Below are 17642 nucleotides of genomic sequence, written 5' to 3'. Positions count from 1 at the left end.
GTTAAAAATTGATCGAGAGTTAGAATTCAAAAATGGTTACCAAATTTCCGTCTTGACTCTTGATTCTTAACTCTTGATTCTTATTTAACTCCCTTATCGCTCAAGGCAACAATCGCCATCATTAGCCAGCCTAAAATAAACAGCAGGCCGCCCAGCGGTGTTACCGGGCCCATGTATATCAGCCAACCCCAGCCTATGACATTGCGGCAGCTTAGCAGGTATAGCGATCCCGAAAAAAATATTATCCCGAAGGTAAAAAGGTAATAAGCGGCTTTAATCAGCTTCCCTTTTGGTTCTTTAAAGGTAGATAGAAAAAGCAGGGCAAATACATGGTAAAAATTATATTGTACGGCAGTATGCCAAACCTCTAACTGGCCGGGTTGCAAAACTGCCTTAAGCCCATGTGCCCCAAAAGCGCCGGTTATTACGGCTAGCATTCCTAAAAACGAAGCGGTGACGATTATTTGTTTGTTCATGCAGATATAAAAAGCTAAGTTAACCAATTGAAAGTATTACTTTAATGCCGCAGGGTAAAATTCTATCTTTGTAAAGCAAACCGCTATGAGACGACTGATAGTAACCACCTTAATTTTACTTGCTGCTACTGTATTTATAACGGTTGTATATTTTAAAAATTTAAATCCGCCAGGGGTACGCAACAACCAGGTAATGCAAAGCATTCCCGATAACGCTGTAGCTGTATTTGAATTTAATAACGAGAAAGGGTTTTACGATATTTTTAATGGCAACCAGCTTTTGGCCGCTGTTGTTGGCAAACAAAAATTAAGCGACCTAGATACTTTACGCAAGTTGCTGATGTCTTCGGCTTTGTCTGATCAATTTTTTTCGGGTCAAAATGTTTTCATTTCAGTTCATCCTGCCGATAACGACGATATAGGATTATTGGTGACAACAACGGCATCAGTTGGTTTTGAACCAAACTCGTTTAACATGATAGCCGCACAATCAAAAGGAGCCCTTTCAATAGCTGTTAATCACAATGCTTTTGGGCTTGAGTATGATATTTTGGTAAAAGTCATTAACAAGCACTTTTACATCATTAAAAAAGAGGATAATATTGTTGTAGGCAGTTTTTCAAAAGCTTTGATAAACCAGAGCGCGTTGTATAAAAACGACAAAAGCAAAACCATATTTGTATCCCTGCCCGAACAGCAGAATGCAAACTCACTGGCTAATTTATATATCAATTACGGGCAGCTATCTCCCTTGTTCGACGAGTTTTTTAAAAACAAAAACACCGATATTTTTAAAAGCTTCCGTTTATTGCCGGCCGTTGCCGCGCTTAGCATAAATTATAAAAACGATGCATTGATGTTTAATGGCCTAACCAGTTTAAATACCCATACCTACAGTTATTTAAACCTTTTTACCAGGCAACAGCCGGTTATCAACCATTTAAAAGACATGTTCCCGGCAACTACGGCCTATAGCATCTGTTTTGCCGTATCCGATCCGCAAAAGTTTGAGGCCGACTTATCGCAATGGCACATTAAGGCAGGGGTAAACAGCGAAAAAGGTAAGCTTTTTGATAAAATAAGACAAGAAACCGGCTTATTTTTAAAAACAGAATTTGAGCCCTTGCTAAGTAATGAATTTGCGGTAGTAACCACCCGCTACCAGGAAAAATTTGCCATTATTACTGTTAAAGACGGATCAAAACTACTGCCTTTAATGACCAACATCAGCACCATGGTGAGCGATCATATAGGGCAGTTTAATTATGAGAAACTGCCGTTTTTTTTATTGGGCGATGCCTTTAGTGTTTTCAGGAAACCATATTTCATGATTGTAGATAACTACCTGGTGCTGGCGGCCTCATCATCAGAACTGGTTAGCTATACTGATACTTATATTAACCGCAAGTTCATCAGTAAAACCGACCAGTATAACCAGTTTGACAATTTGCTGGCCGAGCGGAGTAACGTTGCTTTTTTTATCAACTTTAAAAATACGCAGGCTATATTAAAACGCGACCTTAAAGACCCATTTTATAATGCCTTTGAAAACAACCATCCCGGCTGGAAAGATTTTTATGGCGCAGCCTATCAATTCACAGCATCCGACAAGAATTTTTACACCAACTTTTGTATAAAAGCGAACAATATAGACACGGCAGCGTTAACAAAATAAATTACTTTGTCCATTTCACAACCAACTTACGCTCAAATACGTTAAAGTAACCGATTAATTTATTCTTTTTTACAGATAACCGTTTTTGAGTTTTATCTTTAAAAAATTAAACGGACTAAGGCTCGCGAGATATTATATGAATAAAATTTACATTCTTTTCTTCTTTTTGCTCATCTCTTTCTCGGCTTCGGCCCAGCAATTTTCGCAATATAACACCGGTACGCTTTATGATTCATTCGAAAACCCGTCTGTAAGATCATTTATACCCGATTCAAGCAGGCAATACGCATTTAACTTTTTTTTACCAAACTTTGGCGCAAACGCTTATGTAACGGGAGATATTCAACAGGCGCTTAAAAACAGGCTTTTTTCCAGTACTCCAACTTATAAAGCATCGTCACTTCAAATTGGTAAAAGCAAGTACAATCATTTTAATGCCAATGTTAATGCCTACGGCATTATGCTTAAATCGTTCACAAGTCTTAATGGCGATGTGGAAATGGGCTTTTCGTACCAATTAAAAGCAGAAAGCCGCGGCCTGGTATCCGATGAAACTATTGCGTTGTTTGATAATGTTGCCAACTTTAAAGGCAACCCTTATGATGATATTTTTAACAATCATTTTCAATTACAAACCTATAACCAGATCAGCTACTCGTACCGCGAACGCATAAACAAACAGTTTGCATTTGGTTTTAAGCTGAGTGCTTTGTTAGGCGTAAAATATTCAAAATTTGATATTACAGGTTCGCACGCTGTGTTTGATTCGGTTAACAACCAGGCTACCCTTAGCATGCGCGGCCGCTATTATTCAAGCTACATACCGGGTCAGCCATCGGCGCATGATTACCTACCCAACTTCCGCAGCCCGGGTGCTTCAATAACCATTGGAACATCGTACATAACCGACGACAAAATAACCATACAGGCCAATATTAAAGATTTAGGCTTTATACACTGGAGCAGCCGTTCGCTTGCTTCAAATTTTGATAATACTACAACCATAACCGGATTAGCGTCGGGCCACCGTGAAGATAGCATATACAATGCGGTAATTAAGCTATTCAGAAGTACTGAAGCGATGTCAAAAATTGGCTCGTTCACTACAAAAACAAATGCAAGGGGCGAGTTGAGCGCGTCGAAAACCTACTGGATAGATTACGACAACAATTTTAAATACACGCCAACGCTGATAGGCTCAAAAGAGTTTTGGTTTACGGGCTTTACCGCGGCGCTGGTGAACCATGTGCAATATCAAAACTATACCGCCACCATTACGGCCAGTTATGATGATATGAAGCTATTTAATGTAGGTGCCCAGTTGATGTATAAAACGCCTAACTTTGAAGTATACGGAGGTACCGAGAGGCTTATTAACACGGGCAGGCTTGCATTTGCGGCGCTGGGCAATCAAACCCAGATAGATCATATTGGCACCTACTCAGGTATGGACATATTTCTTGGTTTCTCGTTGAAATTCGGCGCGGTGATTGAGCATCCCATGAATTCAAGTTATATCCCGATGGGCGAAAAAGGCTTTTTTGGAAGGCTGTGGGGACGATTATTTAAAACAGGCAATTAACGACAGAGTCAAGATATTAGAGTCAAGAATCAAGACAGCTTCACCTTGCGGATTGTTTGTGTTTTTAAATTAGCCTTTAAGTGAACACGGACAGATTATTACAGGTTGCTTTTTTTCTTTGGCCGTTGCTCCAAAAATCTTAATTCTTGACTCTATCCTCTTGGTTCTTTTTTAACCCCGGCTATAAAATCCTTCAGATAATAGGGTTCAAAATAGGCTACATCTTCAAAATCTTTATTAACAAATTTTTCAGCTGCTTTTTGGGTAAGATACGTGGCAGAGTTTTCGAATTTGTGTAAAAAACGGGCGTTGGGATTGCCGCCTAAAATAGCTTCACACTTATCAGCGCCATCGCCAAAAAAAAGGATCTTGTGGTCATTCAGCAAATGAGCAAAACTATGCTCATCAATAATTTCGGCAGCGGTGTCTTTAAGTTTTTCGCCGGTTATATTAAAAACTGCGCAGTAAACCTCCATTCTTCGGGCGTCAATCATGGGGCATAGCAGTGTATTATCATCAATAGATATAGTATTATCATTAATTACACCATAAGCCATCGCCTCCAAAGTTTCTATAGCTATAAGCGGCTTATCAAGCGCGAAACAAAGCCCTTTTGCTGTTGATACTCCTATCCGCAAACCTGTGTACGAACCTGGGCCGCAGCTTACCGCAATGGCATCCAGGTCGCGGTAAGTAAAATTACCGCCGGCTATAAGTTCTTCGATAAACAACGTGATTACTTCCGCATGTTTATTCCGCTCGTTTACCTGTTTAAAATTCAAAACTTTACCGTCAGCAGCTAATGCTACCGAGCACGATGTTGTTGCAGTTTCTATTTGTAAAATAAGGCCCATCTTGTGAGTTGTGAGTTGTGAATTGTGAATTGTGAGTTGAAAAAATCAATCACAGCGGCACTTTACAAAACAAAATATTAACCTTTTAAGCTTAGGGCAACCAAGAAAACTCAAAACCCATCACTAAAGACTTAAAACTAATTAAGGTACCGGGTCATGCCCATGCCCTCCCCAGGGATTGCAGCTGGCAATTCGCTTAATGGTTAGCCATCCGCCTTTGAAAGCCCCGTGCTTCCTGATAGCCTCTACCCCGTATTGCGAGCATGTTGGCGTATACCTGCATGATGCCCCTGTCATCGGCGAAATAAAATACTGGTATACTTTTATTAAAGCTATAAAAACATAGCCTATAAGCTGTTTAAGTAATCTTACCAGCACCATTACACCAATGTGTTATTAGCGGCAGTTAATTGCTCAGACAATAGCGCAAGCATCTTCAGCATCTTTTTTTCGATGGTGCTGTACGGCACAATCTCCTTACCAATATAACCTACAGACAGCACGATGGTTTTATCGGCCGTTTGCAGCAAATTGTATAAGTTTTGTTGTTTGTGTAGCCGGTAGCTTTCGCGCATACAGCGCTTTATTAAATTTCGGTCGACAGCATGTTTATAACGCTTTTTGGAAACCGAAAATAATATCTGGGCAGGAAATTGCTGTGGTTCTGTATGATACAACCACGAGGCTTTAAAAGGATAACACAAAAAAGAAGAGCCGCTATGAAAAAGCTTATCAATAAGCCTTTTATTACATAACCGTTCTTCTTTTTTAAAAGTATACATAGTTGCTTATCTGGAACCGGGATTTAAGCAGACAATCGGTATCCATTGATTGGCAAAACACCAACCAGCGCAACCGGTTTATGCTTTATGACGACCCTCGTCAGAAACTGATAATCTTTTTCTGCCTTTAGCTCTTCTGGCTGCTAATATTCTCCTGCCGTTAGCAGTTGACATGCGTTCACGGAATCCGTGTTTATTTCTTCTTTTTCTTTGAGAAGGCTGAAACGTTCTTTTCATAACTATTTATTCTATTCGTCGTTTTAAAAACAAGAGCGCAAATGTAGTAATATTTTAAAACTTATCAAACACTATTTTTCTTATTTGTCGCTCTATATTTATTGCTGTAAATTAAGCGTTTTAAAACCATAATATGAAACTATCTATTCTGCTGCTTATCATTTGCTTGCCTTTTGTTGCATTAAGTCAGGCAGCCCCGGCTATCCATTATAAAATATACAATACAGCAACCCAAAAGCAGGCTACAGTTGCCGATATTATCAACAACATGGCGGGGGCCGACGTACTTTTTTTTGGTGAGGAACATAATGACTCCACCGGGCACCTGTTGGAGCTGGAACTTTTTAAGCAACTGGCCCAACAATATCCCGGCAAAACAGCTTTATCGATGGAAATGTTTACTACAGACTGCCAGCTGGTGTTAAACGAATACCTAAACGGCCTCATCCGCGAAAAAAACCTGGTAAGCGATGCACGCACCTGGCCCAATTATAAAGATTATCGCCCAATGGTTGAGCTGGCTAAACAAAGTCAAATACCAGTGATAGCAGCAAACGCCCCATCGCGCTATACTAACATGGTAACACGCGGTGGTTTAAACAGCCTGCAGCAACTTGATACGCAAGCCAAAAGCTTTCTTGCTCCCCTGCCTATTGATACTGCTACGGGCCCCTATTACGATAAATTTGTAAAGATAATGGGTGGCCACTCCGCTATGGCAGGAATGCAAATTTATCAATCGCAAAACCTTTGGGATGCAACAATGGGTTGGTCAATAGCCCGGTTTTATAAAAAGCATACCGATTTTAAGATCATGCAAATTAACGGTGGCTTTCATAGCGAAGAAAAAATGGGCGCCGTAGCCCAGTTAAAGAAATACGCACCCAAAGCACGTGTTATTACTATAGGCGCTTATGCGGATGACAGTTTTGATAATCCCGACTGGAGCAAGTTCAATAAAATGGCCGACTTTGTAATTTTAACCGATCCGAAATCATCAAAAACGTTTTAACTTTTAATAAAAAACCTTTAGCTTTATTAAAATTATAAACCAATGATTCGCCTAAACCAAATAATTTGCATAGCGTTCAGCTTGTGCATTACCGTATCATCCTGCAAAAACGACAAAGCTTCCGCCCCCTCGCCAGTACAGCAAACAACACTGCATAATCCATTGCTTACGTTTGATGTAGATAATGCGTTGTTGGCTACTAAAATAGATACCGTAAAAAACTATGTTAATATTGTTGTAAAAAATACGGCGGATGTAAAAAAGCTCAAAACAACTTTTTCACTTGCTTCTGGTGTTAATGCTTTTATTGGCAGTAACACGATAAAGAGCGGCGACGTTATAGACTTCAGTAAAACGGTTACACTAACCATAAAATCAACCGATAATAAACAATCGGTAGCCTATACCATACTGGTTGTAAACGAACTTTTTTATCAAGGCCTCGGTTTCCACCTCGATGCTGAAAAAACTGCAGAAAAAAATTACGATATCTATTTAGATCAATTTGACAGCGGCCCTTTTTCCCCTATCAATTGTGGGCCCACGGTAATAACAATGGCTATGAGATGGAGCGATAGTACCTTTAAATTATCGCCTAAAGATGCCAGGCAGGCAATAAAGCCTACAGGAGGCTGGTGGACAACTGCCGATATGGAATATTACATGAGAGGAACTGGAATTTATAATGACACTTATCCATTAACAGACATAGAATCTACAATTACGCAAATAATTGATAATGGTGATGTAGGTATTCTTTGTCTGGATATGTTTTACGTTGGCCTTAACACTGCCAATGAACAGCATACCAACAAATTTTACAACACAGACGGTAAAGACTGGGGGCATTTTTTATTGGTAAAAGGATATAAAAAAGTTGATTCAAAATTCTACCTCGAAGTAAATGATCCTTATTCTCGTGGCGATAGATATATTACGCCCGATGCCATGGGACAATATAAAGGCAAAAGCAGGTTTTATGAAAGTAGCGGCATTAAACAATCGGCAGATATTTGGTGGCCATACATCCTGGTAATAGCCCCTAAAGGTAAAAAGGTAACGCCCATATTATCAAGCACAGGGTCCAGGTTAAAAGTCAACTCGGTGATACCCGTGGCAAGCGGCAGATAATACCAGTTGGCTGTAAAGCTTAAACGTGCAGCCAACTGATAATTATGATTTATGCTTTTTTTGCTAATAAATCGCGAATCTCGGCCAACAGTACTTCTTCTTTAGTTGGCACCGGCGGTACAGACGGCGCTACGGCTTCTTTTGTTTTAAGCGCGTTGATCCCTTTAACTACCAGGAATATACAAAATGCGATAATAAAAAACTCGAGTACGATATTGATAAAGTTACCTATATTAATATCTACTGCAGGCGTTTTAGCAATAGCATCCGCTGCTTTCAAATGGATTTTTACATCCTTAAAATCCACTCCACCCGTCATAAGGCCAATTGGTGGCATAATGATATCTGTTACCAGCGAGGTAACTATTTTACCGAAAGCAGCGCCAATAATAACGCCTACTGCAAGGTCAACAACGTTGCCGCGAAGGGCAAATTCTTTAAATTCTTTAACTACGGCCATGATATTGATTTTTGGTTAAGATTATTAACACACTAATCAAACAAAAGTTTTTATTTAGCATTTATCATCATTATTCCATTTGCCGTAAGTTATTTTAAAGTTAACGGTAATTGATGTATTTTTGGACACGTCTTAACTATGCTAAAACAAAACCTTCAACAAAAACTCTTACAAAAGCTATCTCCACAGCAAATTCAATTTATTAAATTGCTGCAGGTGCCTACCGTATCCCTTGATACCCGTATTAAAGAAGAGCTGGAAGAAAATCCCGCACTTGAAGATTTGAGTTTGACAAACCTGAATGAGCCTGTTGAAGAATACCCGGATCGCGACCCTGACGATGACACCTTTAATGGCGATGAAGAAAAGGGTGAAATGGATGAGTTTAACATAGACGATTATTTACAGGACGACAATGTAAATGATTACGGATCACGATATGACCAAAACGGTGATGACGAGGATGAGCGAAAAGAGATCCCGATTGCTGTACAAAGCTCGTTTTTTGAAAGCCTGCAACTACAGCTTGATTTGTTGCCGCTAAGCGATAAAGATTTTAGGATAGGTAAACAAATCATTGGTAGCCTTGATGATGATGGATATCTGCGCCGCCCTATCATGTCGCTTACCGACGACCTCGCCTTTTCGCAAAACGTAATGGCCGAAGATGAAGAAGTTGAAGACATGTTAAAAGTGATCCAGAGCTTTGACCCGGCCGGCGTGGGTGCGCGCAGCCTGCAGGAATGCCTGCTTATCCAGCTTCGTAAAAAAGATCCTAACGACCCAATCATAAAAAAGGCAATTATTGTTGTTGAGCAATACCTTGACGAATTTACCCGCAAGCATTACGATAAGCTGGAAAAATCGTTAAACATGGATTCGGACGAGTTGCGTGGCGTTATCAATGAAATTTTAAAACTGAACCCTAAGCCAGGCGACAGTAACGAGATTAACACCAAACAAATGCAGGTGATACCTGATTTTCACATCACCAATAACGATGGCGTGTTGATACTCACCTTAAACTCCAAAAATGCCCCCGAACTGCGTGTAAGCCGCTCATACCAGGAGATGTTTCAACATTATGATAAGGCATCGCAAAAAGATAAGAAGCTAAAAGAAGCGGTGCAGTTTGTAAAGCAAAAGCTCGATTCGGCCAAATGGTTTATTGATGCTATTAAACAACGGCAGCAAACATTGCTTAAAACAATGAATGCAATTATGCAATATCAGTACGAGTTTTTCCTTACGGGTGATGATAAAAACCTGAAACCGATGATCCTGAAGGATATTGCCGACAGGATAAATATGGATATCAGTACCGTATCGCGCGTGGCCAACTCCAAGTATGTTCAAACGGAATTTGGTACTTTTCTGCTAAAATCCTTCTTCTCAGAAGCCATCCAAACCGAAAGCGGCGAAGAGGTATCTAATAAAGAAGTTAAAAAGATATTAGAAGAGCATATTGGTAAAGAAGATAAACGCCATCCGCTTGCCGATGAAAAACTGACCGATATATTAAAAGATGCCGGCTATAACATAGCCCGCCGCACCGTAGCCAAATACCGCGAGCAAATGAATATCCCGGTTGCAAGGCTACGCAGAGAACTGTAGCTTGATGTGCAGATGACAGATTATAGATGTGCAGATGACAGATTTCAGATGTGCAGATTTTAAATTACAAAATGATATAAATATAAAATGCCCGGATTTTTCGATCAGGGCATTTTATATTTATAACGAGATCCTATCATTTGCACATCTGAAATCTGCACCTCTAAAACGTATGCTGCGGACAGGTGACCTTATAACGGTTGTTAAGCAGTATGCCGATAACTATTTCGTGCGATCCGTTACTCACGGTGTTTAATGCCGAAGTGGTAAAATCATAAGAGTAACCTACATTTATAAACGAGCTAAGGTTGAAACCAACCATGGCCGCAAAAGAATCGCTGCGGCGATACGAGCCGCCTAACCAAAACTTGTCCTGGAACGATACTTTCATGTTTACATCAAATGTAGTAGGCACTGGCTGTATAACTTTAACCAATACCGACGGGATAAGCGTAACATCATCAGACAAAAATAGCTTAGTACCCGCCGTAAAGAAATAATGAGGTACTGTTTTATTTAACGATGAAGATCCGGTTACATACAGGCTTTGCGGCAGTATTTGCTGTACCGACACACCAAAAAAGTAATCAGAAGCATAAGCCCAAACTCCAAAACCTAAATCGGGTTTCCACTGATTGGTGTTTAGGTTAGCCAGGATAGGATCAGAGTCATCTACCCCACCAAAATGAAGGGCCGCGCGATCAAGCACATTATGGCTTACCCCCGCCGATACACCAACTGCCAGGTTCAGCCTATCGGTAAGGCCTAAATGATAAGCATAGGTGGCATCGATAGTTGTTTGGCTTATGGGGCCTGTTTTGTCAGATACAAGCGTCAAGCCAATGCCGTGATGAGGTTCTGCAGCCTGGTACTGCTGGGTATACAGTCTGCTTGAGGGGTTAAGCCCGCCACTTGCCGGGAAAGCCGTAGCATCGCCCTGCACAAACCTATCGCCAATGGGCGCGTTGATGCTTAAATAACCGGTTGTGGGCGCACCTTCAAGGCCAGTCCATTGGCTTCGGTAACCTGCTTTAACATCGGTATAATTCTCAATCCCGGTTAGAGCCGGGTTTAGCAGGTAGTTATTAAAAATATACTGGGTGTATTGAGGCTTTTGCTGTGCATAGGCAAATTGTACACCCGTAATAAAAAAAACAATCGCGTATAAAAATCTCTTCATTAATTTATCTTATGATGGCTACAAAAACCAAATGCATGCGTCCGGTTTAGGCTCATGATGTGATGACACGTTCCCGGCGGTAAATAAAAAACATTCTATTTACCGGTACAGGGCGCTCTATAACCAATTGACGAATATAATCTTTCTCTGTATCTATTGCATATTCTATCGATAGAATTTATTAAAATATCGATGTTTTAGTTTTTACGTAAATTTTATAAGCATTATAACATAATTGCCTACCTCATAATCGTTACACTTCCTGACACCACTTTACGGCCATTTTTAGGGTTGATAATGTAATAATAAGTCCCCGGAGACAGGTAATTCCCTTTGTATCTGCCATCCCATGGCACAGGGTAGCCAATTGATGAAAACACCTTTTCACCGTACCTGTTATACACCTCGACAGTGTTATTAGGATACTCATCTAAATATTTTACATCCCAAACATCATTTCTGCCATCGCCATTAGGCGTAAAAGCATTGGGGATAACCAGGTATTTTAAAACTTTCACCATAACATCGGCCGAGCTTGAACAACCTTCTGCCGATGTTACGGTTAACCGGTAACTGGTATTTTCTGTAGGGCTTGCAACCGGGTTTAATACATCATCGTGATCTAAGCCTACGGCCGGATACCATTTATAACTCAGGTTATGGCCCGTCGCCGATGTATTCAAGGTAATTGTGGCACCTTCAAGCACGGTTAGTGGCCCGGCTGAGCTTACTGTAGGTGATGGGTATACCATAATTTGTTGTTTCACAGTATCAGGGCAGCTATTTGGAGTAGTATAAATATAGCTTACCTCGGCAGTGCCTGTACCGGCAACCGCCGGACTAAATAAGCCAGCCCCACTTACGCCCTTACCTGAATACGCTCCACTACCCTGCTGCCCTATAATACTTAAAGGCGCAAGCTGTACCGGTGTAGCTTCGGGGCAAATTGACGGTACTTGTGTCAAAGTAATAACGTGCGTAGCTTTTACAACTACCGGAAATTCCTGGATATTAGCACACACGCCACCCGAGTAGGCCGCAACATGCACATTAAAGGTACGGTCGCCATCAGTAAATATGGGATAAGTGTAGCGCAGTTGCTGCCCATAAGCAGGATGTTCATACACCCTTAACGATGAAGCATCTGCCACATCAAAAGTAACCTCCAGCCGGGTTATATTTCCAAAATTAACTGTCGACCGGTTTTCAAAGAAAACCTCCTTATTACTACATACTGCCGATGGGTCTTTTAATACCACGTTTGCTTTAGGAATATCGCCGTTAACCACAAAGGTTTTGGTTTTGGTGTAGCTACAGCCATATTTTGAAGTTACTGTTAAAGTTACCTGGTAGTCATCACGTGCCTGGGTATAATGATGCAGGGGATTTTTCTCAGCAGATATATTATTGGCAGCGGTGGCGTTAATGTCGCCAAAATTCCAATGGTAAATAAACTCATTCTCCGTATGGTCGGCTATAATGCTACTGTCTTTAAATTGAACATTATCAGCAACACACGCGTCGGGTAAAATAAAATCAACCACCGGAAGCGGGGTTATCACTATAGTTTTTTGTTTAACCGGGCCGGCACACCCGTTGGCATTCAATACTGTTAACTTTATATTGTAAGTGCCGCCAACCGGGTAAACGTGCGTAAAAGGAGATTTATCTGTTTTTATTACAACAGCCGTGCTATCCCCAAAATCCCATATCCATTTTGAAATTGCCCCATCGCCGGCAACAGACTGATCTGTAAAAGTTATATCCTGTGCAGGGCACCCGGATGCAGCTGCTTCGAAGTTTGCCACAGGTAAATTGCTGATGCTGACAGTAGCAGCATCCGATATATCGGCACAGCCGTTTTCGTTAGCAATAGTAAGCCTCACTGTGTAATTGCCGGCCTTTGTATACACGTGCCATGGGTTTTGCACCACGTCGGTATGTCCATCACCAAAATCCCACAGCCATGTTTTAATTTCGCGGCCGTTAGTTACCGATGTATCCCTAAAAAATGTGGTATCGCCCAAACATACCCCCGAAAAGTTTAATTTTGAAACAGGCGGATCAGAGATGTTGAAGTCCAGCTCCACATCTTCGTCCGAGCCGCATTCATCGGCAACAGGGTTAAATACAGTAGCCAATATGGTGTAATCGCCGGCTTTATAAACCTCATCGGCTGCATACTCATATAAATATAATGTTTGCCCGCCTTTTACCGACGTTGATTTTACAACCGGGTTGCTATCGTTGTAAGTAATGCCATTTTTAAAATCCCATTTGATGTGTGTTGTTTTGTAGGGCAGGGTTAATTGTATTTTGTAGCTTACGCCAGAGCAGCCGTTTAATGAAGTTATATTGGTTTTGGGGTCGTCCAAAGCAATAAACCGGGTTAGATTTTTCAGGTTGGTACCAGCAGCATAACCGTATGATTCGGCATTACCGAAGCCATATGCAATGGCGTTAAAACCATCAGATGCGCTGATGTGGTGAACCCCATTGTAAACATATATCTGGGCATATGAATAATCCGGACTATTGCTAACCGGAGTAAATTCAGTGTACGGTTTACCGTCGAGCGCAAAAGTGGGCACGGCAGCAGTTTTTATAATTACATTAATATAGTTATTGGCAATCCTGAAATTGCCGGTTGAATTTAAGGTAACATGATCAAGCGTTTGTTCAAGTGGGTTAAGATAAATCATTTCAGGGTCGCCTATATCAAGCGCGGTATCAATGCAGTTAATTGTTTTAAATTGAGTTACGGCATACTGAACAACCTGCACAGGTTTATCGGCCTTAATAACATTCGGACGGGTTGAATTAAACTCGTAATAAAGCCCGTTTACAAAATCCGAAGGTGAAAGATTAGTGCCGTTTAGGTTTACGGTTGTATTAGGGTCGCTTTTTACAATCCTGAAAACATCATAATAACGACTTTTTAAGGGAGCAGTAATATAATTTTTGCCCCAGGCACCGGTGGGATAAACCTGCTGAAAAAGGTTATCAGATGTATTATTTTTGGTGATACAACCGATAAGTATTTTTGAACTGCCCGAAAAAACGGCCACTTTTTTACATGTGCCCGCCTGTGTGCTTATAGTACGAATGCGCGTACCCGTTAAATCGTTATTAGCCAGCCCCTGGTACACCTGGCCTTTGTTTAAAATTACAGTAAAAGGCTTTCCGGGAGGCTCGCCATTAAGCAGGTACGTAATTGGTGTTATTTCTACTGTAGTATTATCCTCGGTACCAATAACCGCGAATGTGGAATAAGATGGCCTTTTTTCGCTGCTGAGCGAATTGGATTGCTGGGTGTAATTAATAGAAAGATAATCTTTACCCAGCACATTTACAGGCAGTAAAAGGGTAGCGCCCGAAACGCTTTGCGCAAAAATGTGGGCATAAACGGCAACCGGCTTTTGTGCTGTGATATGAATACCTTTTAAACTTAATCCCTGCTTATCGATAAAAGCGCTTGGGGGTATTACAACAGTAAGTATTTGCCTGGCAACCACATCGTAGCTTTGCGAAAAAGTACCATCGGCAATGGCAACCGTTACCTTGGTATCTGCATCGGCGGTAATATAAAGATCCATTTTACTTACAGTGCCGTTAGGATCGCTTGTGGTAGGTGGATCGATATGATCCATATATACCGTCCAGAATTCGGTTCCCTGGTTCGAGAAACCATTTTGCGCCTTTGCACCCGAATTAAAAAATACAAAAAAAAGAACAACAGATATGAGATATGATATTTGAGATTTGAGACTATTAAGTACCGCTAAACATAAACAATCACACAAATAAGCTTTGCAAATCGTTTTCATGTCGATATTAGCTTTGAAACGTGTGATTTGGAAAACTAAACATGTGCAGATAATTAATGCGTAGCGTAATGACCGTTAAACTTGTCTCAGAACTAAACTATCCCCCGGTTTTTTGAAGCGACTCAAGTTCGAGGTTTGCTATCTGCAATTTATAGGTTAGTTCTTTATTTTCCCGTCGCAACTCATATATTTCTATGGCGTTTTGAATGTAAATTTTTAACTCGTCGTTTTGCCACGGTTTTACAAGGTATTTGTAAACCTGCCCGCGGTTAATTGCATCCATTACCGCGTTAACATCCGAAAAACCGGTTAAAAGTATACGAATGGTATCGGGATATAAAGGTAAAATTGATTCCAAAAATTCAATACCGGTTGTAACCGGCATACGCTGATCTGTTATTATAACACCTATCTCGTAAGTTTGCAGTAGCTGGCACCCCTCGGCTGCCGATTGAGCTGTATATATATTAAAACTCCGTCTGAAGGCTGCTTTAAAACTATTTAAATTATTTATCTCATCATCAACATACAACACTCCAACGGGCATAGCAAAAAACTTAGGTAAAAAACTGGTTTAAATAATTGGTTTGTACAGTAAATTTATAGAAAGTTTTAATTTTTGCTCATTTTTTAGCAAATATTGCGCTATCAAAAAATTACAACAGGTAAATATGAAGAAATTTTTGTTAGCAGCATATTTACTACTCCAAAATGCTATAGCTTTTGCGCACAATGCAGATACGCTTGTTATCGGCAACAACCAGTCAAGGCTACTAAGCAGCAATTATTTTTATGAGCTGGAAGATCCATCGGGGAAATGGACAGTAAACCAGGTGCTAAAAAGTAATGCGTTTAAAAAAAGTCCGAATTCGCTGCCAATTTTAAGACTTTTTAATTCGGCTGTCTGGTTAAAGGTTACCATTAAAAACAGCGATGACGAGCCAAATATATTAATAAACACCGGCCCGGGCATCATTGATGCATTTGATTTGTACTATGTTAACCAGAACAATAAGATCTGCCATTTAACGGCAAGCGACGGGCCCGGCCAGTCGAAATTGCAAAGCCCAAACAGCATCAGCCTGCCACTCCCCTCCGGCTCATCAAAAACAATTTACCTGCGTGTTAAAAGTAGTTTATGGTCGGTAATTCCCATAAAAATTTATAGCCAGTGGTCTTTTTTCCGGAATCAAAATATCGAGAACGTAGTTACTGCGGCATTTGTGGGTGCTATTATGATCAGCGTATTGTACAACTTAATGCTTTTTTTTATTATACGCGATCTGAGTTATCTCTACTACGTTTTTTACATTGTGTTTATGGGGTTAACGCTAACCTTTACGCGGGGATATGGAAGCTACCTGTCGGGCGATAAAATTACCCTTAACAATTACATTATCCCGTTGGCCAGGGTGGGTTTTGGCGTATTTACCTTGCTTTTTGCCGGCGAGTTTTTACAGTTAAAAGAAAAACTGAAAGCAAGCTACCATATTAATTTGTTGTTACTGGCAATTTATATGGTTATTGTTATCGTAATTTTCAGCAAACACGTCACGCTTGCTTATGGCTTCATCAACATTATAATTATTTTCACCGCTGTTTATATGCTTTTTATAGGCTGCTATTTGTACTTCAAGGGCTTTAAACCTGCCAAATTATTTATGCTGGGCTGGGGAACTCTTTTTATTGGCATACTAATATCGGCCGCGCAAACTAAAGACGTAATTCCTTATACTATTTTTACTGCCAACCTTACACCTTTAAGTTTAGTTATCGGGATAGTTTTATTTTCGGGGGCATTGGCCGATAAAATTAACTTATACCGGAACGAAAAAATGAAAGCACAGAACTTTGCCATTTCGGTTGCCCGGGAAAATCAACGTTTAATTATTCAACAAAATATTTTGCTTGAAAATAAGGTAAAAGAGCGTACAAGTGAATTGATAAGTACCAATTTAGATCTGTCGAAAATTATTGATAACCTTAAAAGCACGCAGCACAGGTTGGTAGATACCGAAAAGATGGCTTCCCTGGGCAGGCTAACAGCTGGTGTGGCGCATGAAATTAATAACCCTATCAACTTTGTAAGCTCAAACATTAGTCCTTTGCGCCTTGATTTGGATGAGTTGTTCACCTTGCTTGCTAAATACAATGATGTTTTAAATAACCCCGATAGCGCAGAATATATTGGTGCGGCGCAGGCCTACAGGCAAAGCATCAACCCCGATTTTATAAGGGATGAGATAAACATATTACTAAACGGCATTGAAGAGGGTGCCAAACGTACCACCGAAATTGTTAAAAGCCTGTTTACATTTAGCAGTACAGATGAATTGATTATAAAAAAACTTGATATTAATAAAGCCATACGGGCCAACCTGCTTATTTTAAAAAGTACCATCCCCTATTACATCGAGGTTAAAACCGTTTTAAACAATATCAAACCAATAAACTGCTATCCGGGAAAAATTAACCAGGTGTTAATAAACCTCATTGCAAACAGCATACATGCTATTAAAGCAAAAGAACAGCATGATGCGGATAGCCTGCTGATAACAACCAGCGAACTGCCCGGTCATATTTCCATCGAAATTACCGATACAGGCATAGGTATGGATAACGAGACTAAAAACCGTATTTTTGAACCCTTTTTTACTACCAAAGATGTAGGCGAAGGTACAGGCCTGGGCTTATCAATTGTATTCGGGATCATCGAAAAGCACCAGGGCAGCATTGAAGTGGTATCTTCTCCGGGCAAGGGCACAACGTTCAGCATATTATTGCCTAAAAACCTGGCCTGATATCCGCATTC

At 40.5% G+C, this 17642-nt stretch carries 15 protein-coding genes; 6 read left to right on the top strand and 9 right to left on the bottom strand.

What is annotated here, in order from left to right; translation table 11 throughout:
• Positions 1-80 precede the first annotated feature (80 nt).
• The gene (locus FSB76_RS27955) at positions 81-476 is read right to left on the bottom strand and encodes a DUF423 domain-containing protein (RefSeq protein WP_147059354.1); all 396 of its coding nucleotides are present in this window, start codon (positions 474-476) and stop codon (positions 81-83) included.
• Between the two features lie 85 nt (positions 477-561).
• Between FSB76_RS27955 and FSB76_RS27950 the strand changes: the two genes are divergently transcribed.
• Together FSB76_RS27950 and FSB76_RS27945 are read left to right on the top strand one after the other, a co-directional pair.
• Complete coding sequence (locus FSB76_RS27950) at positions 562-2151, top strand: hypothetical protein (RefSeq protein ID WP_147059352.1); 1590 nt, start codon at positions 562-564, stop codon at positions 2149-2151.
• Between the two features lie 136 nt (positions 2152-2287).
• Entirely contained in the window at positions 2288-3733 is a 1446-nt protein-coding gene (locus FSB76_RS27945) for a DUF5723 family protein (protein ID WP_147059351.1), read from the top strand.
• A 152-nt stretch (positions 3734-3885) separates the two neighbouring features.
• On the opposite strand, the gene tsaB is transcribed toward FSB76_RS27945, so the two are convergent.
• The 4 genes from tsaB to rpmH form a co-directional block, all read right to left on the bottom strand.
• Positions 3886-4587 carry a tRNA (adenosine(37)-N6)-threonylcarbamoyltransferase complex dimerization subunit type 1 TsaB gene (gene tsaB / locus FSB76_RS27940; RefSeq protein ID WP_147059349.1) on the bottom strand — a complete coding sequence of 234 codons (702 nt, stop codon included), beginning with the start codon at positions 4585-4587 and terminating at the stop codon, positions 3886-3888.
• A 141-nt stretch (positions 4588-4728) separates the two neighbouring features.
• Positions 4729-4968 carry a membrane protein insertion efficiency factor YidD gene (gene yidD / locus FSB76_RS27935; RefSeq protein WP_192910106.1) on the bottom strand — a complete coding sequence of 80 codons (240 nt, stop codon included), beginning with the start codon at positions 4966-4968 and terminating at the stop codon, positions 4729-4731.
• Positions 4968-5369, bottom strand: coding sequence for a ribonuclease P protein component (rnpA, locus tag FSB76_RS27930; protein WP_147059345.1), 402 nt, complete (start codon positions 5367-5369; stop codon positions 4968-4970). The genes yidD and rnpA overlap by 1 nt, the downstream gene beginning before the upstream one ends.
• Before the next feature lie 78 nt (positions 5370-5447).
• Positions 5448-5606: a 50S ribosomal protein L34 gene (gene rpmH / locus FSB76_RS27925; RefSeq protein WP_076375290.1), complete on the bottom strand. Its 159-nt coding sequence runs from the start codon at positions 5604-5606 to the stop codon at positions 5448-5450.
• Positions 5607-5739: 133 nt separating this feature from the next.
• On the opposite strand from rpmH, the gene FSB76_RS27920 reads away from it, so the two are divergent.
• Together FSB76_RS27920 and FSB76_RS27915 are read left to right on the top strand one after the other, a co-directional pair.
• Positions 5740-6618, top strand: a complete 879-nt coding sequence (locus FSB76_RS27920; RefSeq protein ID WP_147059343.1) for a ChaN family lipoprotein — start codon at positions 5740-5742, stop codon at positions 6616-6618.
• 42 nt (positions 6619-6660) lie between these two features.
• Positions 6661-7749 (top strand): hypothetical protein, encoded by a 1089-nt coding sequence (locus FSB76_RS27915; RefSeq protein WP_147059341.1) that lies wholly within the window; start codon positions 6661-6663, stop codon positions 7747-7749.
• 49 nt (positions 7750-7798) lie between these two features.
• On the opposite strand, the gene mscL is transcribed toward FSB76_RS27915, so the two are convergent.
• Complete coding sequence (mscL, locus tag FSB76_RS27910; RefSeq protein WP_147059339.1) at positions 7799-8209, bottom strand: large-conductance mechanosensitive channel protein MscL; 411 nt, start codon at positions 8207-8209, stop codon at positions 7799-7801.
• A 138-nt stretch (positions 8210-8347) separates the two neighbouring features.
• On the opposite strand from mscL, the gene rpoN reads away from it, so the two are divergent.
• Complete coding sequence (gene rpoN / locus FSB76_RS27905; RefSeq protein WP_147059337.1) at positions 8348-9823, top strand: RNA polymerase factor sigma-54; 1476 nt, start codon at positions 8348-8350, stop codon at positions 9821-9823.
• 163 nt (positions 9824-9986) lie between these two features.
• Here the strand turns inward: rpoN and FSB76_RS27900 are convergent, their stop codons facing one another.
• The 3 genes from FSB76_RS27900 to FSB76_RS27890 all read right to left on the bottom strand — a co-directional run bounded on the left by FSB76_RS27900 (position 9987) and on the right by FSB76_RS27890 (position 15377).
• A complete protein-coding gene (locus FSB76_RS27900; RefSeq protein ID WP_147059335.1) occupies positions 9987-11003 on the bottom strand; it encodes a PorP/SprF family type IX secretion system membrane protein in 1017 nt (338 codons plus the stop codon).
• Positions 11004-11242: 239 nt separating this feature from the next.
• A complete protein-coding gene (locus FSB76_RS27895) occupies positions 11243-14830 on the bottom strand; it encodes a PKD domain-containing protein (protein WP_147059333.1) in 3588 nt (1195 codons plus the stop codon).
• A 97-nt stretch (positions 14831-14927) separates the two neighbouring features.
• Positions 14928-15377 (bottom strand): response regulator, encoded by a 450-nt coding sequence (locus FSB76_RS27890; protein WP_147059331.1) that lies wholly within the window; start codon positions 15375-15377, stop codon positions 14928-14930.
• Positions 15378-15501: 124 nt separating this feature from the next.
• Here FSB76_RS27890 and FSB76_RS27885 point away from each other — a divergent pair, with 124 nt between their 5' ends.
• Positions 15502-17631, top strand: coding sequence for a sensor histidine kinase (locus tag FSB76_RS27885; RefSeq protein WP_147059329.1), 2130 nt, complete (start codon positions 15502-15504; stop codon positions 17629-17631).
• Positions 17632-17642 lie beyond the last annotated feature (11 nt).

The organism is Mucilaginibacter ginsenosidivorax (assembly GCF_007971525.1).
Taxonomy (GTDB): domain Bacteria; phylum Bacteroidota; class Bacteroidia; order Sphingobacteriales; family Sphingobacteriaceae; genus Mucilaginibacter; species Mucilaginibacter ginsenosidivorax.
The sequence above is the reverse complement of the archived record's forward strand: the minus strand, read 5'-3'. Positions and strand labels throughout refer to the sequence as shown.

Coding starts and splice junctions, on each gene's coding strand:
- FSB76_RS27895 (WP_147059333.1), bottom strand. CDS start 14,830: ATGAAAACGATTTGCAAAGCTTATTTGTGTGATTGTTTATGTTTAGCG.
- rpmH (WP_076375290.1), bottom strand. CDS start 5,606: ATGAAAAGAACGTTTCAGCCTTCTCAAAGAAAAAGAAGAAATAAACAC.
- FSB76_RS27885 (WP_147059329.1), top strand. CDS start 15,502: ATGAAGAAATTTTTGTTAGCAGCATATTTACTACTCCAAAATGCTATA.
- FSB76_RS27915 (WP_147059341.1), top strand. CDS start 6,661: ATGATTCGCCTAAACCAAATAATTTGCATAGCGTTCAGCTTGTGCATT.
- FSB76_RS27955 (WP_147059354.1), bottom strand. CDS start 476: ATGAACAAACAAATAATCGTCACCGCTTCGTTTTTAGGAATGCTAGCC.
- tsaB (WP_147059349.1), bottom strand. CDS start 4,587: ATGGGCCTTATTTTACAAATAGAAACTGCAACAACATCGTGCTCGGTA.
- rnpA (WP_147059345.1), bottom strand. CDS start 5,369: ATGTATACTTTTAAAAAAGAAGAACGGTTATGTAATAAAAGGCTTATT.
- yidD (WP_192910106.1), bottom strand. CDS start 4,968: ATGGTGCTGGTAAGATTACTTAAACAGCTTATAGGCTATGTTTTTATA.
- rpoN (WP_147059337.1), top strand. CDS start 8,348: ATGCTAAAACAAAACCTTCAACAAAAACTCTTACAAAAGCTATCTCCA.
- mscL (WP_147059339.1), bottom strand. CDS start 8,209: ATGGCCGTAGTTAAAGAATTTAAAGAATTTGCCCTTCGCGGCAACGTT.
- FSB76_RS27900 (WP_147059335.1), bottom strand. CDS start 11,003: ATGAAGAGATTTTTATACGCGATTGTTTTTTTTATTACGGGTGTACAA.
- FSB76_RS27945 (WP_147059351.1), top strand. CDS start 2,288: ATGAATAAAATTTACATTCTTTTCTTCTTTTTGCTCATCTCTTTCTCG.
- FSB76_RS27890 (WP_147059331.1), bottom strand. CDS start 15,377: ATGCCCGTTGGAGTGTTGTATGTTGATGATGAGATAAATAATTTAAAT.
- FSB76_RS27920 (WP_147059343.1), top strand. CDS start 5,740: ATGAAACTATCTATTCTGCTGCTTATCATTTGCTTGCCTTTTGTTGCA.
- FSB76_RS27950 (WP_147059352.1), top strand. CDS start 562: ATGAGACGACTGATAGTAACCACCTTAATTTTACTTGCTGCTACTGTA.